This window comes from Hoyosella altamirensis (assembly GCF_014191505.1).
GTDB classification, from domain to species: Bacteria; Actinomycetota; Actinomycetes; order Mycobacteriales; family Mycobacteriaceae; genus Hoyosella; species Hoyosella altamirensis.
The window spans coordinates 161,933-179,018 of sequence record NZ_JACHWS010000004.1 but is presented as its reverse complement, the minus strand read 5'-3'; the positions used below and the strand labels follow the sequence as shown (position 1 = coordinate 179,018).

Here is a 17,086-nt window from a genome sequence, read left to right as displayed (position 1 = left end):
CCCACGAAGAACCCCGATTTCAAGGAGAGTCCCTCATGTCCACACCCGCATCACTTCCGTATGCCTTCGTCGCCAAGATCGTCGCGGCCGATGGACAGCACGACGCGCTCGCCGATCTGCTCGCCGGCGCTGTCGCGCTCGCCAACGAAGAAGCAGGAACGATTGTCTGGTTCGCGGTCAGGACCCACGCCGACACCTTCTGGATCTTCGATGCATTCCCCGACGAGGCCGCTCGCGACGCCCACGCCAACGGCGCCATCGTCGCAGCCCTGATGGACAACCAGCACCTCCTCGGCGCAGCACCCGAGATCCTGGCGGCCGACGTCCTCGCGTCCAAGCTTCCGTAGTCCGCCAACGCACGAGACGATCGCGCCCCGCCGAGCCGTCGCCAGGTCGCGACGCAGCGCCACGCTGCGTTGCCGAGCGGTGCGAGGCCTATCGGCACACGGACAGGATGTCCGAGCGTTCATCCGGCGAGGGGTCCGTCGCAGAGGAGAGCGACGTCGGGTGTCGGGCAGAGCCGTGAGGCCAGCGCATCGCGCGACCATCAGAACCGAACCGCCCCTGCCCTACGTTTCCGCAGGTCAGGGGCTGTTCGCCGGAGCCGCCTGTCGGAATCGAACCGACGACCTAATCACGTCGGCTTTGCGTCTATCGCCTGATGCGCCCACTGGGCGAACGAGCCGCTGACCTGCGCGAACGCCGAGCGTGGGGGACGCCGCCATCCGGTGGTGACCGACGACGACCGACTAGTACCGACCGTTTCACCGGAGCTTGCGGCGGCGTCGAAGCCGAGCAAGCTCCATTCTTTTAGCTCACCGCGCCCTCCTCCTCGCCGGTCCCGTCTTCGTCGAAGACGTTTCAGGGGTCTTCTCAGATGCCGGTGTAGGTCGGCCGGGCGCGTCGGTCCGCAGATAGACGTCGAGGTCTCCCGACGACGGAGGTTCCTACGCCATCCATCCGAAAGACCTCGACGTGACCGACACAACCCCGCCGGCCGGCTTCAGCCGCCCTGACCTGACCGCCTTCGCTCGACTCGACGGCCTCGGTCTGAGCGTGACCGGGCAACGACTTGAACCGGATCGTGCGGTCCTAGTGTGCCGCGTGGTGGAACCAGATCAGTGGTGCCGACGGTGCGGCAGCGAAGGCGCTGCTCGTGACACCGTGATCCGGCGGTTGGCCCACGAGCCGCTGGGCTGGCGACCGACCGTGCTGGAAGTTGTAGTGCGCCGCTACCGCTGTGCCGACTGCGGACACGTGTGGCGCCAAGACACCAGCGCCGCTGCGGAGCCACGCGCGAAGCTCTCGCGCACCGGGCTGCGGTGGGCGCTGGAAGGGATCGTGGTCGCACACCTCACCGTCGCCCGTGTCGCCGAGGGACTCGGGGTCGCGTGGGACACCGCCAACAACGCGGTCCTGGCTGAAGGCAAGCGGCTGCTGATCAACGACCCCACGCGGTTTGAGGGCGTGAAGGTCATTGGCGTCGATGAGCACGTCTGGCGCCACACCAGGCGTGGCGACAAGTACGTCACCGTGATCATCGACCTCACCCCGGTCCGCGATGGCGCCGGCCCAGCAAGGCTGCTGGACATGGTCGAGGGCCGGTCGAAGGCGGCGTTCAAGACCTGGCTCGCCGACCGCGACGACGCCTTCCGTGACGCGGTCGAGGTGGTCGCGATGGACGGCTTCACCGGGTTCAAGACCGCCGCTGCGGAGGAGATCCCGGACGCGGTCATGGTGATGGATCCCTTCCACGTCGTGCGCCTGGCCGGTGACGCCCTCGACAGGTGCCGGCGCCGGGTCCAACTCGCGATCCACGGGCACCGTGGGTTCAGGGACGACCCGCTCTACAAGTCGCGGCGCACGCTGCACACCGGCGCGGACCTGCTCACCGACAAGCAGAGCGACAGGCTACGCGCGCTGTTCGTTGATGACGCTCACGTCGAGGTCGAGGCGACCTGGGGTGTCTACCAGCGCATGATCGCCGCCTATCGCCACGAGGACCGGCAACGTGGCCGCGAGCTCATGGAGAAGCTGATCACCGACCTCAGCGCCGGCGTCCCCAAGGTGCTCACCGAGCTCACCACCCTGAGCCGGACCCTGAAGAAGCGAGCCGCTGACGTGCTCGCCTACTTCGAACGACCCGGCACCAGCAACGGGCCGACCGAGGCGCTCAACGGACGGCTCGAACACCTGCGCGGCTCCGCACTCGGGTTCCGCAACCTGACCAACTACATCGCCCGAAGCCTGCTCGAGACCGGCGGCTTCAGACCCCAACTCCTACACCCCCGATTGGGATGAGCCCCCAACGCCCCAATCGGACGTTTAGTGCGTTTAGTACACCCAAAACACTACCCGAACGCCTGTTCGATCGCTACTAAGTAAATAGGCTCTGATCTGCAGTTTTGTGGAACTACGCCTTAGTGCGGCGGCGGGCGCGCGGGGGTGCCGCGTAGCCCAGCCGCGTACTGCCAGCAACCGGCGGGCACACACCCCGGTTGCGCCGCCCCGTAGCGGCCATTGCCGGCGCTGTAGCGCCCCGCAGGGCAACGTTTACGCCGCTTGTGGCACTTGGGTGCGGCGCAAAGTTATCAACGGCATTCTGGGCCGATCTTGGTGGATTTTCGGTGTCGTAATCCAATGCAGGCGTGTCGTTGCGCGGCGGATCGGGCAGCCCACGCTCAGCTCGACAATCCTGGCAGTAGGTCGGGTACGCGATCAGCCACGGCGGGAGTGTACTGGGGAACACACCGCCGCAGCCCTTGCAGGAGGGCGGCTCGCCATCGTCGCTATCGTCGTCCAGTACTTCAGCTTCCAGCACTTCGCCCGGTGACCCAAGGGTTCCGTGCTGCGGGCCAGCGGGTCCGGTGTCGTCAGCGCCACGGCGTGTTCGGGATGCAGCGCGGCTACCGCCACGCAACCCCGCCACGTTGGCCATCAGCTGTTCCCAGGGTTTGGTGTCAACGTTCACGTCCACCGCTGTGCGGGCGCTGACGCCTGCGCGGTCCAGCGCGTCTTTAATCGCCGCCAGCTTAACGCCATCGCTCACTTGGCTGTCGGCAGCCATGCGCAGCAACTCCTTAGCCATGCGATCGGCTGCGTTTTCAAGTCTCCGCCGGGCCGCTGCCTTCACTTGTGGACTACGCCCACCGTGCGTACCGCACACATTGCCACCGTTTATCGCCGCACGTTTGCACGGTTCGCCATTACTGCGATGCGCCGTGCAAGGCCGCGCTGGACTCCGCCCATCGGACCACAGTCCTTCCATGTCTTTCCCCTTTGAAGTCTCTGGCTCGACTTTCTCATCCTTGGCATCAATCACCGCGTCTGTCATTTTTCCTCCATTATTTCTCTAGGTTGGGCCGCTTCTCGGCAGCTAAGGGGGGTAGGGGGGTAGCGTTACCCCCCTCGCTCGCGCAAAACGCGTAACCCCTCGCCCGCGCGCGTTACATGAAAAATAAATTCTTCTTTTTTAATCTTTCTACCTGGGCTTTTGCTTTCTTCCACTCGAACTTTTTGCGGTGTTGTGTTGCCGCCGGGCGGCGGCGCACGCGCAAGGGGGGTAGCACGTACTCCCCTACCCCCCTTAAACCAAGAAGTTCGACCAGACGCAAGCTCACTCAAGGGACCTCCGTTAACCGCATTTTTTCACCGTTCTGCCCGCGATACACAAGCGGTTCTAGTTCCAGGTCACCCATGTCGACCAACCGTTCGACCGCTTCGTCAAAGTAGGCCTTATGCGCCTTGCCAGCCGCTCTGCGAATCTCACTGCGCGATTGATCGTTCTTTCTACTAAGCAACACCCTTATCCGCTCGATGCACTTCTCTATTCCGGCTTCTTTAGCTTCGCTGAGTACTTCTGATTTAGCGATCTCTCGGTGCGCCTCGGCCTTACCCGCGCGGCGGGCTGTCTCTTTCGTTTTTGTGGCGAGCTCGTGAAGAACCGACTTACGAGCTTCATTGCTCACGGCCATCACTACACCAGCCAGTTCCCAATCCTCTTCGGTGATCCCGTCGAGTCGTCCATTCATTCGCATTAGCCCGGCGGCAACTTTCAGTCGGATCAGGTCAGCGTGCCCATCCAGCGGGTCAAACTCCTTCAAACCGCGCTGCCGCTCGAAATAGGATTGTCGAACTTCCTTGCGAACATTGCGTGGAACATCTAATAAGACAAGATCTTCCCGTAAAAACGGAAGATCCAGATCTAAGGACTTCAGTCCGAGGTCCACGCGGCCACCTTCGGCTTCTCCTTCGGCAGTGTCTCGGTCTTCTTGTCCGGCCTTCCATTTAGGCCACACTGGAATTGTGAGAAGCTCGTCGGGCTGTTCCGGCCACAGTTCCGGCTCCGGCATATCCGAATTGTCAACAGGCAAAAACAGGATTCGCTGCGGAAGACCTCCGTCGACTTGAGCGAATAACGGCGTTGCTTGCCTTGGTTGCGCACACATAACGATCGCCATCCGGTAGCGGAACTCTTTCAGGGTTACATTCTTCGTTCTGTCCACATACTGATTTCCCAGTTCGTTACCAGAAATCGCCTGGCGAACCACGGCAGACGTATTGTTGCCCGGTCTCGCCATTTCTGCGACAAAGCTGTCGACTTCGTCCACGTAGTAGATGACGGTTTCGCGAATGCTGTGCTGAGTTCCATTCTTCCTCATGAGCCCATAGGCGTGGAGCATCCCGTTGCCACTTCCGATTCCCCGAGTGAAGATCGCCTCACTGCCGACAACAAACTGCCTGGCTGCCTTGTCGGAAATGGACTTCCCGCCCCCGGACTTGTCCACCAACAGCGCCATGAAATTCAACGATGCGGGTTCCCCAACTATCGGCGGCAGTGCGACCCAAGGGGGAGTGAGCGCGAGCACGCGCGTAAGTGCTGAACCGAACATAGACCACGGAGCTACGCCTCTCGATTCGGCAAATTGCTTGAGTCGTGCCAATTCGGGGCGTGCTTTCCAGAATCGAGCAGCCTGTTCCTTCAGGGAGACACCGGCGGTATTCGCTGCTACTTTGCGCAAGGCTCCCTGCCACTGAGAATCGAATTCGCTCTCGGCTTCCGCAGGGCTGCGCGAACCGTCACGCTCACACGCCTTGGTAAACCACCTTCTCAGCTGGTCGCGTGCCTTAGGCACGCCGGACTCCCCTAACGTTCCAAGGCGCACCAAACGCATCGAATGCGTCAGTATCGCGGGATGCCGGGCACCCCTCAGTCCCAATCGTGCTTCGGTGAGAACGCGGCGTACGCCGGGTGAATAATCTCCAAGCGGAAACTCCGCCTCCAATTCGGCTGCTTCTTCGCCCGTGGCCTCTGGCTCTGGTCCGGCGTTTTCAACCGAAAGCTCATCAAGCCACGCTTGAGGCAGCATCGGGAAGTCACCTGGATACGGCGGGAAACTGTTCCTCAGCCCCTCTTCGTCATACCACCACCATTGGCGTCCTGTTTCGGGGTCCACGCTGGGGTGCACCACCGCATACCGATGGTGCGGTTGCAGAATTTCTATACAATCCTCCGGCCGTCCAAGATTGCCCTTGGCGATATAGTCTTCCGGAACCCGGAACCACAACTGACCACTTGGCGAATTGGGATCGCGTCGTGTGTTCTTCCACGTGCGTGGTAATGGGCCTAACTTAGCCTCATAGCGCTTGAGAGTGTCGCCACCATGTTTGTCGCCATAATCGTCAACGTCTATTACGAGGCATCCAGGTGGAGTCCGCATACCCAGGTTGCATCCCGGGAATTGGGACGGCCATTGCTGTATTACATCCCACGTGGCGCCCCTGCCGTACCAGCCCGTGAGTCCTTTTCCGATGAGTCGCTTACCATTCAGCGGCAGCACACCTTCCCAATAGTCTGTGAAGTAGGCTTGTGCACTCTGGAGAAATTCTTCCGCGCTGATGTGATGCTCTGGCCCGTTGCTACTTAGCGCTTCACCTGCGTTTACGGTAGTATTAGGCATTGAGTGATCCTTTCTGTCGGGTTGGTTTACTCATTGAGCGATCCTTTCTGTTCCTTTCCGGGTGGTTTGCTCACTGAACGGTCCTTACAGGTTGTGCTCGGATTGTTCGCCAAGGAGCCTCCTTGGATTTACTGGTCCCAACTTTGCCCGCACGTACAAAAGCGTGCGGGCAAAGTTGTTTTAATCTTTTGTCGTCCAAGTGTTTCGGCATTGCGTGCCCGAGAGCAAAGAGCCCACGGTCGCTGGCGGACGTTTTAGTTTTGGACATTCGTTGTGCTCCTGTGTCTTGAATCGGAGCTAGAGATATGTCCCCAGAAACGCAAAAAGCCGGTCTGTGGACACACCCCTAGCTAGGCATGTCCGCTGACCGGCTACACGGAGTCATTGGGATCTTCTGCCAGTACCCGGGTGGGCTCGCTGGTACCTTCCGGCCGTAGCCGGTGTCGGCGTTCCTCGTCTTCGCGTAGTCGCTGTTCGCCCTCCGGTTGCTCGTCGTAACGGCCTTCGGGACAGCGGCGGCTGAGGGCAGAACCCGCAGCACAACATGATCTTATCGCGTAGGGGTCGTGGCGTCGAGCTAACACATGGCGTCTACGGGCCAGCCGTTGTCGTGTTCCCAGTCATCGACACCCACGAAGTCGAAGCCCGTTCCGTTGGTGCTGTCATTAAAGCGCTGCCAGCAGTCAGTACAGGTGCCGAACAAGCCGACCGATGCCCCCATGCTCACAACCATTCCCCACATGCCGATGTACGGGTCGGGCACGCCGGTACGGCACCACTTGCACGTACGGGCGAAGTGCCACAAGATCCGCCGACACACCCGAAAGACGCTGTAAGCAGGCGGTACGGGCCATTCGGTGCCCCAGCTTTCGCACGCGGCAACGTCGGCCCAGCGCACTCGCCGCACTCCGACCGGACCAATGACCTGCGCCTCTAGCCCAGAGGAGTACATGCCGTGCGGCATATCGGGCTGATTGCTGAACATCGGCGTATTAAGGCCCGCCGCGTACAGCCTCTCGGGGCTGGCGGCACCTGCAGGCGCGTTGATCAAATGTCGTACCGCTTGTGCCACGGCAGGATCAAACGCGGCAGCAGGGCTGTAGCGCCGCCCCGCTAACGCGGCGTCCATCTGATCACCCATCGGGGTAGGCGCAAACGGATCGGCCAGGGCGCGGTCGAGTGCGGCTCGCACTAGCCCTGGATAGTCGTTGTTCGGATTCTCGTAGGTCACAGCACACCGCCCGCAAGCCAGGCGCGCACGTCGCGCTCGCTGTAGAACCGCCGCCCCGCCACCTTGCAGCTGCGCAGCCTGCCGGTGGCATCGGCATGGATCACCGTGCGCAGGTTCACGTACGGGTTGCCCACACTGTGGCAAAACGCCACGACGTCTTCCCGGGTGAGTACCGGCAATTCAGGATCATAATTCGGTGCTCGCATTGCGGCTAGAGGCACCGCGTCCTCGTGCGGCACCAGCGCAGGATGTACACGTCCCATTTCTTCCCTCTCTTTATCTGGAATCAAGAAAGGCCACAATTAGCGCAGGAGCGGTAAGTGTGGCCACCCATCAAATTACACCCACTGGCACAGAATTACCACCGTTTGTTTATTGATGGCGCTAAATGGTGTACGCAACCCTCATTGCCGCGTTTTCGGGAATACAATGAATGCAAACAGATAACGCAATAAGGGAGTAATATGATGCAACTAGACGCGAATTTTCTCAGCGCTGCACTCCGCCCCATTTACGGCGGTGACAGCGGCTACAACGACCAGGGCGACGTACTAGTCAATCAGACCGCGGACGGCGTTGATCTCAACACTATCTGGGCGGAAATCGCGCAGGTGCTCAACTTGTTCAACAAAGAGCGCAGCACACTCGCCAGCCTTATCAGCCATCCCACTATCGCCGTGGCCGAGCCGATCCCGCAGGCCCTGCATAGCGAGAGCTTCGACCTCGCCAGCGAATACGGCGAACCTACTGGCGTGCGCGAGCCCGCCAACGCGCTGTTAGTCGGCTACGACTTTAAGGATTTCGATAAAGCTAGCCGTTTCACGTGGAGATTCCTGCGTGACGCCACTGCCGAGCAGGTTACCGCCGTATTTACGCGCATAATGGAAGCCGACAATAAACTGGTCAACACGACGCTTTTCGACCGATTGTTGAATCCTGAAGAACGCCGCAACGAACATCAGCACCGCGTGTTCGGCCTCTATTCCGGCGACGATGGTGTCACTCCGCCGCCCTATTTGGGTAAGACATTCCCGCAAACCACCACGCACTACCTGGCCAGCGGCGCGAGCGTGATCGACAGCGACGACCTCGAAACACTGATCCGCCTCGTCACCGAGAAGGGCTACGGGCGCGGCACCGGCAGCCAATTGCTGATACTCGCCAATCCCCAAGAAGCCGAAGCGATCACCACGTTTAAGGCCGGAGAGCAATCCCGCACCCCCGAAGGCGCCGAACCCAGCGGCCCCGTCGCCAAGTACGACTTTGTGCGCAGCGCTTCGGCTCCGGCGTACCTGACGCAAGACAACATAGTCGGCAAGGTTGCCCCTGGCGAGTTCCACAACCTGCCCGTGCTGGGCAGCTACGGCCCCGCGTGGCTGATCGAAAGCGAATTCGTGCCCGCAGGCTACGTGGCCGTGATCGCCACCGGCGGACCAAACTCCACAATCAACCCCGTTGCGTTTCGGCAGCACCCCAACACCGCGTACCAGGGCTTGCGGGTTATACCCGGGCGCGACCAGCGCTACCCCCTGCAAGACAGCTTCTTCGCGCGCGGCTTCGGCACCGGAGTCCGGCACCGGGGCGCGGCGGCGGTCGTCCAGGTCACTACCGAAACCACCTACACCCCGCCCGCGTTCAACTGGTAACGGCGAAAGCCCGAGAGAAGGGACCCGCCGTGACACCACACGAACACCTAGACCGCACCGCCGCACCTGGAGAATCGGAATACAGCTGGGGCGCGGGCCTCACCCCGTCAGGGCTCCAAGACGCTCCGCCAAGCCAGGGCGGACGATACGCCCCGCTGTGTCCGCCTGTAACCAATGTGCACGGGGATTTCCATGGCACGTAGACGGCACTGGCGCACGCAGCCTCGCGACCGCTTTGGCCGTTGGGCACGCAGCGGCGCACTAGCAGGTGCCGCCGCCGGTGCAGCCGTAGGCGGCAGCCTGGGCAGCACCGCCGCCCGCAAGAGGCTCGTTGCTGGCTCCATCCGCAGCGAAAGTCACATCGGCAAAACACGAGACGGCAAATGGAACGGAGTAAAAGTCGGCGCGCGCTATCACGCCCCTGGCGGGCGGCAAGTAGTGGTTAAGGGCATCGTCGGGGTTTCTGCCACGCCTACGGCACACACAACGCCACCCAAGGCGGCACGCAACGCCGCCCAACGCGCACAAACCAGCACGGGCACACGCGCCCGCAGCAGCGCCACAGCACGCCACAAAGCCAGCGCTGGCACACCAGCAACCCGTAGCAAAGCTCAGGCGGCACATCGGCACACAAGCCGCAAGATCACCAAATAATCCCAGCAAACAAAGTGCGGTAAACCTGCCTGCATCACAACGTCTCTGGCACGGCCCTGTAATGAATCGATCACTCGTGTCGATTTTGTCGTAAGCGTACGAACGCCAATGTCATACTCGCGTCATTTCCGTGAACGAAAGGGCCATCCCCAGTGTCAGATCAGCCCCCACCCCAGCAACCCAATCCCGGACAACCCAATCCCGAGCAGTATCCGCAGGGCGGCCAGCCGTACCCTCCGCAAGGCGGGCAGTCCGGCGGGTACCCGCCCCAGGGCGGGCAGTACGGCCCACCACCGGGGTACTACCAGCAGCCACCCAAGAAAAAGAAGAAGTGGCCGTGGATTCTCGGCGGAATCATCCTGTTCTTCGTGCTAATTTTCGGCGGCTGCATGGCACTGATTGGTGGGGTCGCGACCGAACTCGACAGGGAGTCGGAACGCGAAGTCACTGTCACCTACGAGGTCGAGGGCGACACGCAAAGCGCTTCCATCACCTACTCGGGCCGCGATTTCAACACCGCGCAAGACACAAACGTCGCCCTCCCGTGGACGACCGACGTAACAATCGCTGGCCTCGGCAAGACTGTTTCGCTTTCGGCGAGCAATGATTACGACACGGGTGGGCAGATCACCTGTCGCATCCGGGTGGGCGAACAGGTCATTTCAGAGCAGACCTCCAGTGGACCCTTCGCTACCGCAAGTTGTATCGGCAACGCGGGCGACGCAACCGACGAATAGCAGGCACGCCCTGGGGCTGCACCAGCACCTCCAGGGCACCTCCACTTTCTAACGGGTAGCCACGTAGCGAATCCGCACGCCACAGGGTCGCGGGTCGACAAAAAACAGGCTCTAGCAGCGGAAATCCTATCGACACGCAAACCCGCTACCAGCGCGTTCGCACACCTGTTCGCAGCCAGAAACACCTTCCCAAGCTGAATACGCGGGTTCGATTCCCGTCATCGGCTCAGATACATAACCCCAGCTCAGAGCGCGTCCCTGAGCTGGGGTTCGTGCATTGTGGCCACAACACTCAGACCAATCCCCCTTCTGCCTATTCACCGCCAGAATTTGCTTGAATGGCGTGACCGGTGCGGCCGCAACGGCGCGAAGACAGCTAGCCCGGAAGGTCAACTGAGGGGCATTTCATGACGATGATCGACGTGGTTCAACGGATCCCACTGTCGGCCGGATCCAAAGCGGAGCGGCTCGCTGAACGACAGAGCACACGCCTGACTGAGCTTGTTGGATTCGTGCGCGAACACTCGCCGTACTATGCCCGGCTGTACTCGGGACTTCCCGAGGTGGTGACAGATCCAGCAGTACTCCCGATCACGGACAAGATCGCACTTATGGAGAACTTTGACGATTGGGCGACCGATCGCGAAATCACCCGGGAGTCGGCGGACACCTTTCTCAAAGATCTAGACAAAATTGGCTCCAAATATCTTGGCAAGTACAGCATTTCGTCAACGTCGGGCACGAGCGGATACCGCGGGATATTCCTCATGTCGAGTGAAGAGATCGCGACTGCTCGGAAGCTCAACGCGCTTCCACACGTGATCGATTTCCTCAAAAGCGAAGCATTATCGGGGGGTGTGTGGCGCCTAGTGCGCGGTCGCATGCGATCAGCATCAATCCTCGCCACCGGGGGTCACCACATCCTGAATTCGCTACGGACACAGCATGAAAGGGACAGCGGAAATCAGCCCGAAAACGGCCGCAACAAGGTGCTTTCTGTGTTCCAGCCGGTCAGTGAACTTGTCCGCGAACTCAATGCTTTCCAGCCCGTCATGCTCAACGGTTACGGCAGCGTTGCCTCGATTCTGGCTTCTGAGCAAGAGAAGGGAACCCTGTCGATCAGACCGGCGATCGTCGCGACGACTGGCGACGGCTTGCCGCGCAACGAATATGCTCGCATCGAGAAGGTCTTCGGTGCGCGGGTCGTCGATTCGTATGGCTGCAGCGAGGCCATAACCATGACCCGCTACTGCACGCACGGCTGGCACCACGTCCTGAGTGACTGGATCATTCTCGAACCTGTTGACAGACACTTTGAACCAACACCGCCAGGGACACTGTCGCATACGACACTGCTGTCGGTGCTTTACCGGAAAGCGCAGCCCATCCTTCGCTACAACCTGGGTGACGCGGTGATCCAACGGCCTGATCCGTGTCCATGCGGCAACCCCCATCCGGCGGTACGTGTGCAAGGACGCTCGGCTGACCTGCTGCATTCGCCGGATGGCGAGCCGAAAACGACTGCTGCACTCATTGTGGAATCCCTCGCTGCAAGAGCCGAAGGGATTCAGCAACTGCAGTTAAAACAGTCGGGCCGGTATTCCCTCCTGGTGCGACTGGTTCCGGCCTGTGACCGGAATCCCGAGGAAGTCTGGAGCAACGCCCTCCGCGTCCTCGGCCAGCTGCTCGTCAGCAACGGGCTGGACGGCTACAGCGTGGAGCGAGACACCGTGCCGCCAGAGATTAGCGCGGGCGGTAAGTTCCGCCAGTTCATCCCCCTCTCTCAGCGTTAGTCGGGCTGAACCTTCCCGTGCCAGAGGGCGTCACTGAAAGTTCATGTACGCCTTCGACGGTGTGGGGCCGCGCTGACCCTGATACTTAGACCCGGTTTTCGCACTGCCGTACGGATGCTCTGCTGGACTCGAAAGACGGATTAAACACAGCTGCCCGATCTTCATGCCCGGCCATAACGTGATCGGCAGATTCGCGACGTTGGACAGCTCAAGAGTGATGTGGCCGTTGAAACCAGGATCGATGAATCCTGCGGTGGAGTGCGTCAGAAGCCCCAGCCGCCCCAGGGATGATTTCCCTTCAAGCCGACCAGCAAGATCGTGCGGCAACGTACAGATTTCGAGTGTCGAACCGAGAACGAACTCGCCGGGGTGCAGTACGAACGGCTCATTATCAGGCGCCTCGACCAGCGATGTTAACTCGTCCTGCCGCAATTTCGGGTCGATGTGCGTGTACCGGGTGTTGTTGAAAACCCGAAAGTACCGGTCGAGTCTTACATCGACGCTCGAGGGCTGCACGAGCGAATCGTCGTACGGTTCGATTTGGAGGCGGCGAGCGGCGAGTTCAGCTCTGATATCGCGGTCAGAAAGCAGCACCGTTAGAGGGTAGCGGGGATTCGCCCGAAGTCCATGCCCCGGGTTTCCGGCAAGTGGGCGGTTATGCGCGAGTTTCGGCGCCAGAGTGACTACTTAACTGCCCACTCGTGCCCTACTTCATACGGGTGCCCCTGCTTTCCCGAGGGCGGCACGCACCTGGGTGATCAGCCGGGAGGGGTCGGGCACCAACTGCGCCTTTGTTACCCGAATGACGGTCCAGCCTTCGTGGAGGAGCGCATTCCACCTTTCGACATCCCGTGTGCACTGGCCCCGATTGGTGAAATGATGCTCACCGTCGTACTCCACCGCCACCTTCCATTCCGGCCATGCGAGGTCCGCGCGCGCCCGCAGTCAATGGCTCCCGCGAATTCCTCGAACCGTAATCAGCCGGAAGCCCACGACGTCGCGGATTCGTAATACTATGTGGCTAATACGCCGCGCGAAAGGACTGAATATGACCGCGCCAGGCAAAGAGAAAACTTCCCTGTTCACCGCGAAGCGTGTTGCGGCGCTAGTACTCGCCATCCTCGCGCTGATCTTGATTTTCCAGAACACAGTCCGTGTTTCGATAAGCGTGCTGTGGCTCAGCGTGGAATGGCCGATGTGGCTCGCACTCTCGATCATCTTCATCCTCGGACTTGCGGTCGGCATGTTAGTGGGCCGGAGTCGCACGAAGCGCAAATATGGCCGGTAAAGGCGATATTCGTGCCGCTGATGCGCCGTTCCCGGTAGTAGTTCTCTAGGATGCTCCTATGGCATCTAAGGGTCCCCGCGCTGGCGACGTAGTGCTCTACGTCGCCATTTCCGCGGTATTCCTAAGTTCTGTCACCGCGATCGCAGTGGTCTTTCCCGAGGTGCGGCAGCCCCTGATTTTGCTGGTAGCGATCCCGATGTGCATCGGTTTTCTTGTCCTGTACGCCTTCGATGTGTGGCGCGACCGTGACGGGACTGACAATGACAGGCGCGTTATATCCCGAAAGGCACGCGACGAAAACTGAGGCGATCACAACACCCGTCTGCGGCCTTCAGCCTTAATGCTGCCCCTAGACTCAAATAGTGCAAATCGCTGGGTCCGCAGACTGGGAGCCGTCGTCCTCCGTGGCAGCGGGGGCACTCCCATCACGGCGCGTCCTCGCTGCGGACTCTCTTGTATCCCTGGCGTCGAACGTCTTCGGCGCGATCTCGAACCTTATTTTCTGGGTGGTTGCGGCTTTCCTTTACAGCGCGGCGGACGTCGGCTCGGCGGGCGTCGTCATCGGTGCTGCACTCGGCCTGAGCACACTTTCCAATTTTGGGATGGGGACGCTCGCTACGCAGTATCTGCCTCTGTCGGGATCTTTGGCGATGCGCTGGTTCTTCCGCAGTCACTACGCGGTGTTCACCGCGAGCCTTGTTACGGGTACCGCGTTTGTGATAGTTGCACCGCGGAGTCTGCTTTTTGGCAGCCCGACTGAAGTCGCTATGTTCCCGGTCCTCGTCGCGATTCTCTCGATCTCGATGCTGTATGACCCTGCCGCTTCGGGACTCGGCCGCGCACGATGGGGTGCTTTGGCAAACGTCAGCCATGCGACGATGCGCCTGCTGCTGCTTCCGCTTTTCGCGTTTGTACCGTTCGGGACGATTGGTGTGGTTCTTGCCTGGTTCTTGCCGGTGATGTTCCTGGTACCGATTCTGAGCGTCGCGATCATGTCGCGCATCGGCGAGACGAAACTGACTGAAATCGCTCCGCGTCAGATTCGCCGCGGCCAGTTGTTGCGTGATTTCCGCAAGTCTTATGCTCCAGCCCTGCTCGCGGCCATGGTTCCGGCGCTGCTGCCGCTGATCGTGATCACGGCCCTAGGACGAGACCAGGCGGGGTATTACATCGTGACGTTTTCGTTGATCATGATGCTGGCTGTTCTCATGTCGGCGACGGTTGGGCCGTTCGTGACAGCAGCGGGTGATTACGCAACGGACCTGGCAGGACTCACCTACCGGTTCGGCTTCGTCCTTGTCTTGGCCACCCTGGCTAGCACGATGTTCCTCGCGGTTATCGCGCCGACCGGACTGGGCATCATCGGTGAGGACTATCGCACCTACGGGGGGCCTCTGCTGGCTCTGGCCTCGGCAGCCATCCCTTTTCTTGCGCTGCAAGCCTTCTACGGGGCGTTCGCGCAGCTCCGTAAGGACTACCGGAAGGTAATCGCAAGCCAGTTCTTGAGCACCTCGACGTTGCTGCTCGGAGCGGCCATTTTCGCTGGTCAGTACGGGCTTGTCGCGGTCGGCTGGTCCTTCCTCCTCGCTGAAGCAGTGGTTGCGGTGGTGGTGTTCGTTCCCACGGTGCGTGCGATCCGCGCAGCGACGCGCACGCGTCAGCCCGGACGGGCCTACCGGGGCGCTGCGGGGAGCACAGTCGCTACCTGATTGTGAACCACTTCGCAAGATGGCGTATTGGCAGCGGCGGATCTACCACGTAAACTGAGCTAAGTTACTGGCGAGTAGTTACAGAATGACTAGCCAAGCCGGTATAGCGACCGCATCAATCTCAACGGAGAGAGCTAAGAATGGGCCACTACAAGAGCAACGTCCGTGACCTGGAGTTCAACCTTTTCGAGTTCCTGCAGCTGGACGATGTCCTCAAGTCCGGTGAGTTCGGTGACCTCGATACCGACACTGTCCGCGACATGCTGACCGAGGTTGCGCGACTGGCTGAGGGTCCTCTTGCGGAGGCCTACGCCGACGCAGACCGTAACCCGCCGGTGTTCGACCCCGAAACTCACGAGGTCACTCTGCCTGAGTCGTTCAAGAAGTCCTTCAAGGCTCTCTGGGATGGCGAGTGGTACCGCATGGGGCTTGCCGAAGAAATCGGCGGCATCCCCGCTCCGCGCACTGTTGTGTGGGCCATCGCTGAGATGCTCCTCGGATCGCAGCCTGCAGCGTTCATGTACCAGGCAGGTCCGTCGTTCGCGAATGTCTTGTACCACCTCGGCACCGAAGAGCAGAAGAAGTGGGCCGAGCACGTCGTCGAGAGCGGCTGGGGCGCCACGATGGTGCTGACTGAGCCCGACGCTGGTTCCGACGTAGGCGCCGGCCGCACGAAGGCTGTGCAGCAAGAAGACGGCACCTGGCACATCGAGGGCGTCAAGCGCTTCATCACCTCCGCGACCTCCGATGACCTCTTCCCCAACATCATGCACCTCGTCCTCGCCCGCCCTGAAGGTTCAGGGCCAGGCACCAAGGGACTGAGCCTGTTCTTCGTACCGAAGTACCACGTGGACTGGGAGACTGGCGAATACGGCGAGCACAACGGCGTTTTCGTAACCGGCGTCGAGCACAAGATGGGGCTGAAGGCTTCGTCGACATGTGAGCTGACATTCGGCCAGCACGGTAAACCAGCTGTGGGCTGGCTCGTCGGTGAGGTTCACGACGGTATCGCCCAGATGTTCGAGGTGATCGAGCATGCTCGCATGATGGTCGGCACCAAGGCCATCTCGACGCTCTCAACCGGCTACCTGAACGCTCTTGAGTACGCGAAGGAGCGCGTACAGGGCGCGGACATGACGCAGATGACTGACAAGACGGCCCCGCGCGTGCCGATCACCCGGCACCCTGACGTTCGCCGCAGCCTGATGACGCAGAAGGCGTATTCCGAAGGCCTTCGCGCTGTTTACCTCTTCACCGCTGCCCACCAAGACCTTGAAGCCGCCAAGATCGTCTCCGGCGCCGACAAGGATCTCGCATTCCGCATCAATGACCTGCTGCTCCCGATTGTCAAGGGTGTCGGCTCAGAGCGTGCGTACCAGTACCTCACCGAGTCGCTGCAGACGCTCGGCGGCTCTGGCTTCCTCCAGGACTACCCGATCGAGCAGTACATCCGTGACGCGAAGATCGACTCGCTCTACGAAGGCACCACGGCCATTCAGGCCCTAGACTTCTTCTTCCGGAAGATCGCGCGCGACAAGGGTGTTGCACTGACGCATGTCGCTGGGGAGATCAAGCAGTTCATCGACAACCCGAACGGTGATGACCGCCTGAAGAACGAGCGGGAGTTCCTCGGGGCCGCACTCGAAGATGTTCAGGCTGTGCTAGGCACTTTCTTCGAGCACCTCATGGGCGCTGCTGAGGACACCAAGGAGCTGTACAAGATTGGCCTTGGCTCAGTCCGGCTGCTCATGTCCGTCGGTGATCTCCTTATCGGCTGGCTCCTGCTCCGCCAGGCAGAAGTGGCACTTGCTGCGCTCGACAAGGGCGCCAGCGACAAGGACAAGGCCTTCTACGAGGGCAAGGTGGCCGTGGCGTCGTTCTTCGCCAAGAACGTCCTTCCGGAGATCAACGCGGTCCGTAAGGTTCTCGCGAACATCGATCTCGACATCATGGAACTCGACGAGGCCGCCTTCTGATCGCCTCTAGCTAGAGTTTTCTGTCCACTGACCGGGGTGTTGCTGCGTGCTAGCGCAGCAACACCCCGGTCGCGCTTCATCCGAGGATGCGG

At 60.9% G+C, this 17,086-nt stretch carries 17 protein-coding genes; 10 read left to right on the top strand and 7 right to left on the bottom strand.

The window, feature by feature from the left end:
• Positions 1 to 35 precede the first annotated feature (35 nt).
• Together FHU29_RS19965 and FHU29_RS19960 are read left to right on the top strand one after the other, a co-directional pair.
• Complete coding sequence (locus FHU29_RS19965) at positions 36 to 347, top strand: putative quinol monooxygenase (RefSeq protein ID WP_017838546.1); 312 nt, start codon at positions 36 to 38, stop codon at positions 345 to 347.
• Between the two features lie 628 nt (positions 348 to 975).
• Positions 976 to 2,301, top strand: a complete 1,326-nt coding sequence (locus tag FHU29_RS19960; protein ID WP_064438385.1) for an ISL3-like element ISPfr2 family transposase — start codon at positions 976 to 978, stop codon at positions 2,299 to 2,301.
• 112 nt (positions 2,302 to 2,413) lie between these two features.
• Here the strand turns inward: FHU29_RS19960 and FHU29_RS19955 are convergent, their stop codons facing one another.
• From FHU29_RS19955 to FHU29_RS19935, 5 genes are all read right to left on the bottom strand, one after another.
• Positions 2,414 to 3,067 carry a hypothetical protein gene (locus tag FHU29_RS19955; protein ID WP_157094857.1) on the bottom strand — a complete coding sequence of 218 codons (654 nt, stop codon included), beginning with the start codon at positions 3,065 to 3,067 and terminating at the stop codon, positions 2,414 to 2,416.
• 379 nt (positions 3,068 to 3,446) lie between these two features.
• Positions 3,447 to 3,620 carry a hypothetical protein gene (locus FHU29_RS19950; protein WP_157094858.1) on the bottom strand — a complete coding sequence of 58 codons (174 nt, stop codon included), beginning with the start codon at positions 3,618 to 3,620 and terminating at the stop codon, positions 3,447 to 3,449.
• Complete coding sequence (locus tag FHU29_RS19945; protein ID WP_074390676.1) at positions 3,621 to 5,960, bottom strand: bifunctional DNA primase/polymerase; 2,340 nt, start codon at positions 5,958 to 5,960, stop codon at positions 3,621 to 3,623.
• A gap of 577 nt (positions 5,961 to 6,537) precedes the next feature.
• Positions 6,538 to 7,191: a hypothetical protein gene (locus tag FHU29_RS19940; RefSeq protein WP_064438388.1), complete on the bottom strand. Its 654-nt coding sequence runs from the start codon at positions 7,189 to 7,191 to the stop codon at positions 6,538 to 6,540.
• Positions 7,188 to 7,454 (bottom strand): hypothetical protein, encoded by a 267-nt coding sequence (locus tag FHU29_RS19935; RefSeq protein ID WP_064438389.1) that lies wholly within the window; start codon positions 7,452 to 7,454, stop codon positions 7,188 to 7,190. Before FHU29_RS19935 ends, FHU29_RS19940 begins: the two co-directional genes overlap by 4 nt.
• Before the next feature lie 201 nt (positions 7,455 to 7,655).
• Between FHU29_RS19935 and FHU29_RS19930 the strand changes: the two genes are divergently transcribed.
• From FHU29_RS19930 to FHU29_RS19915, 4 genes are all read left to right on the top strand, one after another.
• Positions 7,656 to 8,837: a hypothetical protein gene (locus FHU29_RS19930; protein WP_341478985.1), complete on the top strand. Its 1,182-nt coding sequence runs from the start codon at positions 7,656 to 7,658 to the stop codon at positions 8,835 to 8,837.
• Between the two features lie 192 nt (positions 8,838 to 9,029).
• Entirely contained in the window at positions 9,030 to 9,491 is a 462-nt protein-coding gene (locus tag FHU29_RS19925; RefSeq protein WP_157094859.1) for a hypothetical protein, read from the top strand.
• Positions 9,492 to 9,643: 152 nt separating this feature from the next.
• Entirely contained in the window at positions 9,644 to 10,228 is a 585-nt protein-coding gene (locus FHU29_RS19920) for an MmpS family transport accessory protein (RefSeq protein WP_064438390.1), read from the top strand.
• A gap of 407 nt (positions 10,229 to 10,635) precedes the next feature.
• Positions 10,636 to 12,021, top strand: a complete 1,386-nt coding sequence (locus tag FHU29_RS19915; RefSeq protein WP_064438391.1) for a hypothetical protein — start codon at positions 10,636 to 10,638, stop codon at positions 12,019 to 12,021.
• A 30-nt stretch (positions 12,022 to 12,051) separates the two neighbouring features.
• Here the strand turns inward: FHU29_RS19915 and dcd are convergent, their stop codons facing one another.
• Positions 12,052 to 12,615, bottom strand: coding sequence for a dCTP deaminase (gene dcd, locus FHU29_RS19910; protein ID WP_013808885.1), 564 nt, complete (start codon positions 12,613 to 12,615; stop codon positions 12,052 to 12,054).
• 117 nt (positions 12,616 to 12,732) lie between these two features.
• Entirely contained in the window at positions 12,733 to 12,966 is a 234-nt protein-coding gene (locus tag FHU29_RS19905; protein WP_083962062.1) for an endonuclease domain-containing protein, read from the bottom strand.
• Between the two features lie 103 nt (positions 12,967 to 13,069).
• On the opposite strand from FHU29_RS19905, the gene FHU29_RS19900 reads away from it, so the two are divergent.
• The 4 genes from FHU29_RS19900 to FHU29_RS19885 all read left to right on the top strand — a co-directional run bounded on the left by FHU29_RS19900 (position 13,070) and on the right by FHU29_RS19885 (position 16,994).
• Complete coding sequence (locus FHU29_RS19900; RefSeq protein ID WP_064438393.1) at positions 13,070 to 13,309, top strand: lipopolysaccharide assembly protein LapA domain-containing protein; 240 nt, start codon at positions 13,070 to 13,072, stop codon at positions 13,307 to 13,309.
• Positions 13,310 to 13,367: 58 nt separating this feature from the next.
• Complete coding sequence (locus FHU29_RS19895; RefSeq protein WP_064438394.1) at positions 13,368 to 13,613, top strand: hypothetical protein; 246 nt, start codon at positions 13,368 to 13,370, stop codon at positions 13,611 to 13,613.
• A gap of 58 nt (positions 13,614 to 13,671) precedes the next feature.
• On the top strand, positions 13,672 to 15,018 hold the full coding sequence (locus FHU29_RS19890) for a lipopolysaccharide biosynthesis protein (protein WP_157094861.1): 1,347 nt from the start codon (positions 13,672 to 13,674) through the stop codon (positions 15,016 to 15,018).
• A gap of 140 nt (positions 15,019 to 15,158) precedes the next feature.
• Positions 15,159 to 16,994, top strand: a complete 1,836-nt coding sequence (locus FHU29_RS19885; protein ID WP_064438396.1) for an acyl-CoA dehydrogenase — start codon at positions 15,159 to 15,161, stop codon at positions 16,992 to 16,994.
• Positions 16,995 to 17,086 lie beyond the last annotated feature (92 nt).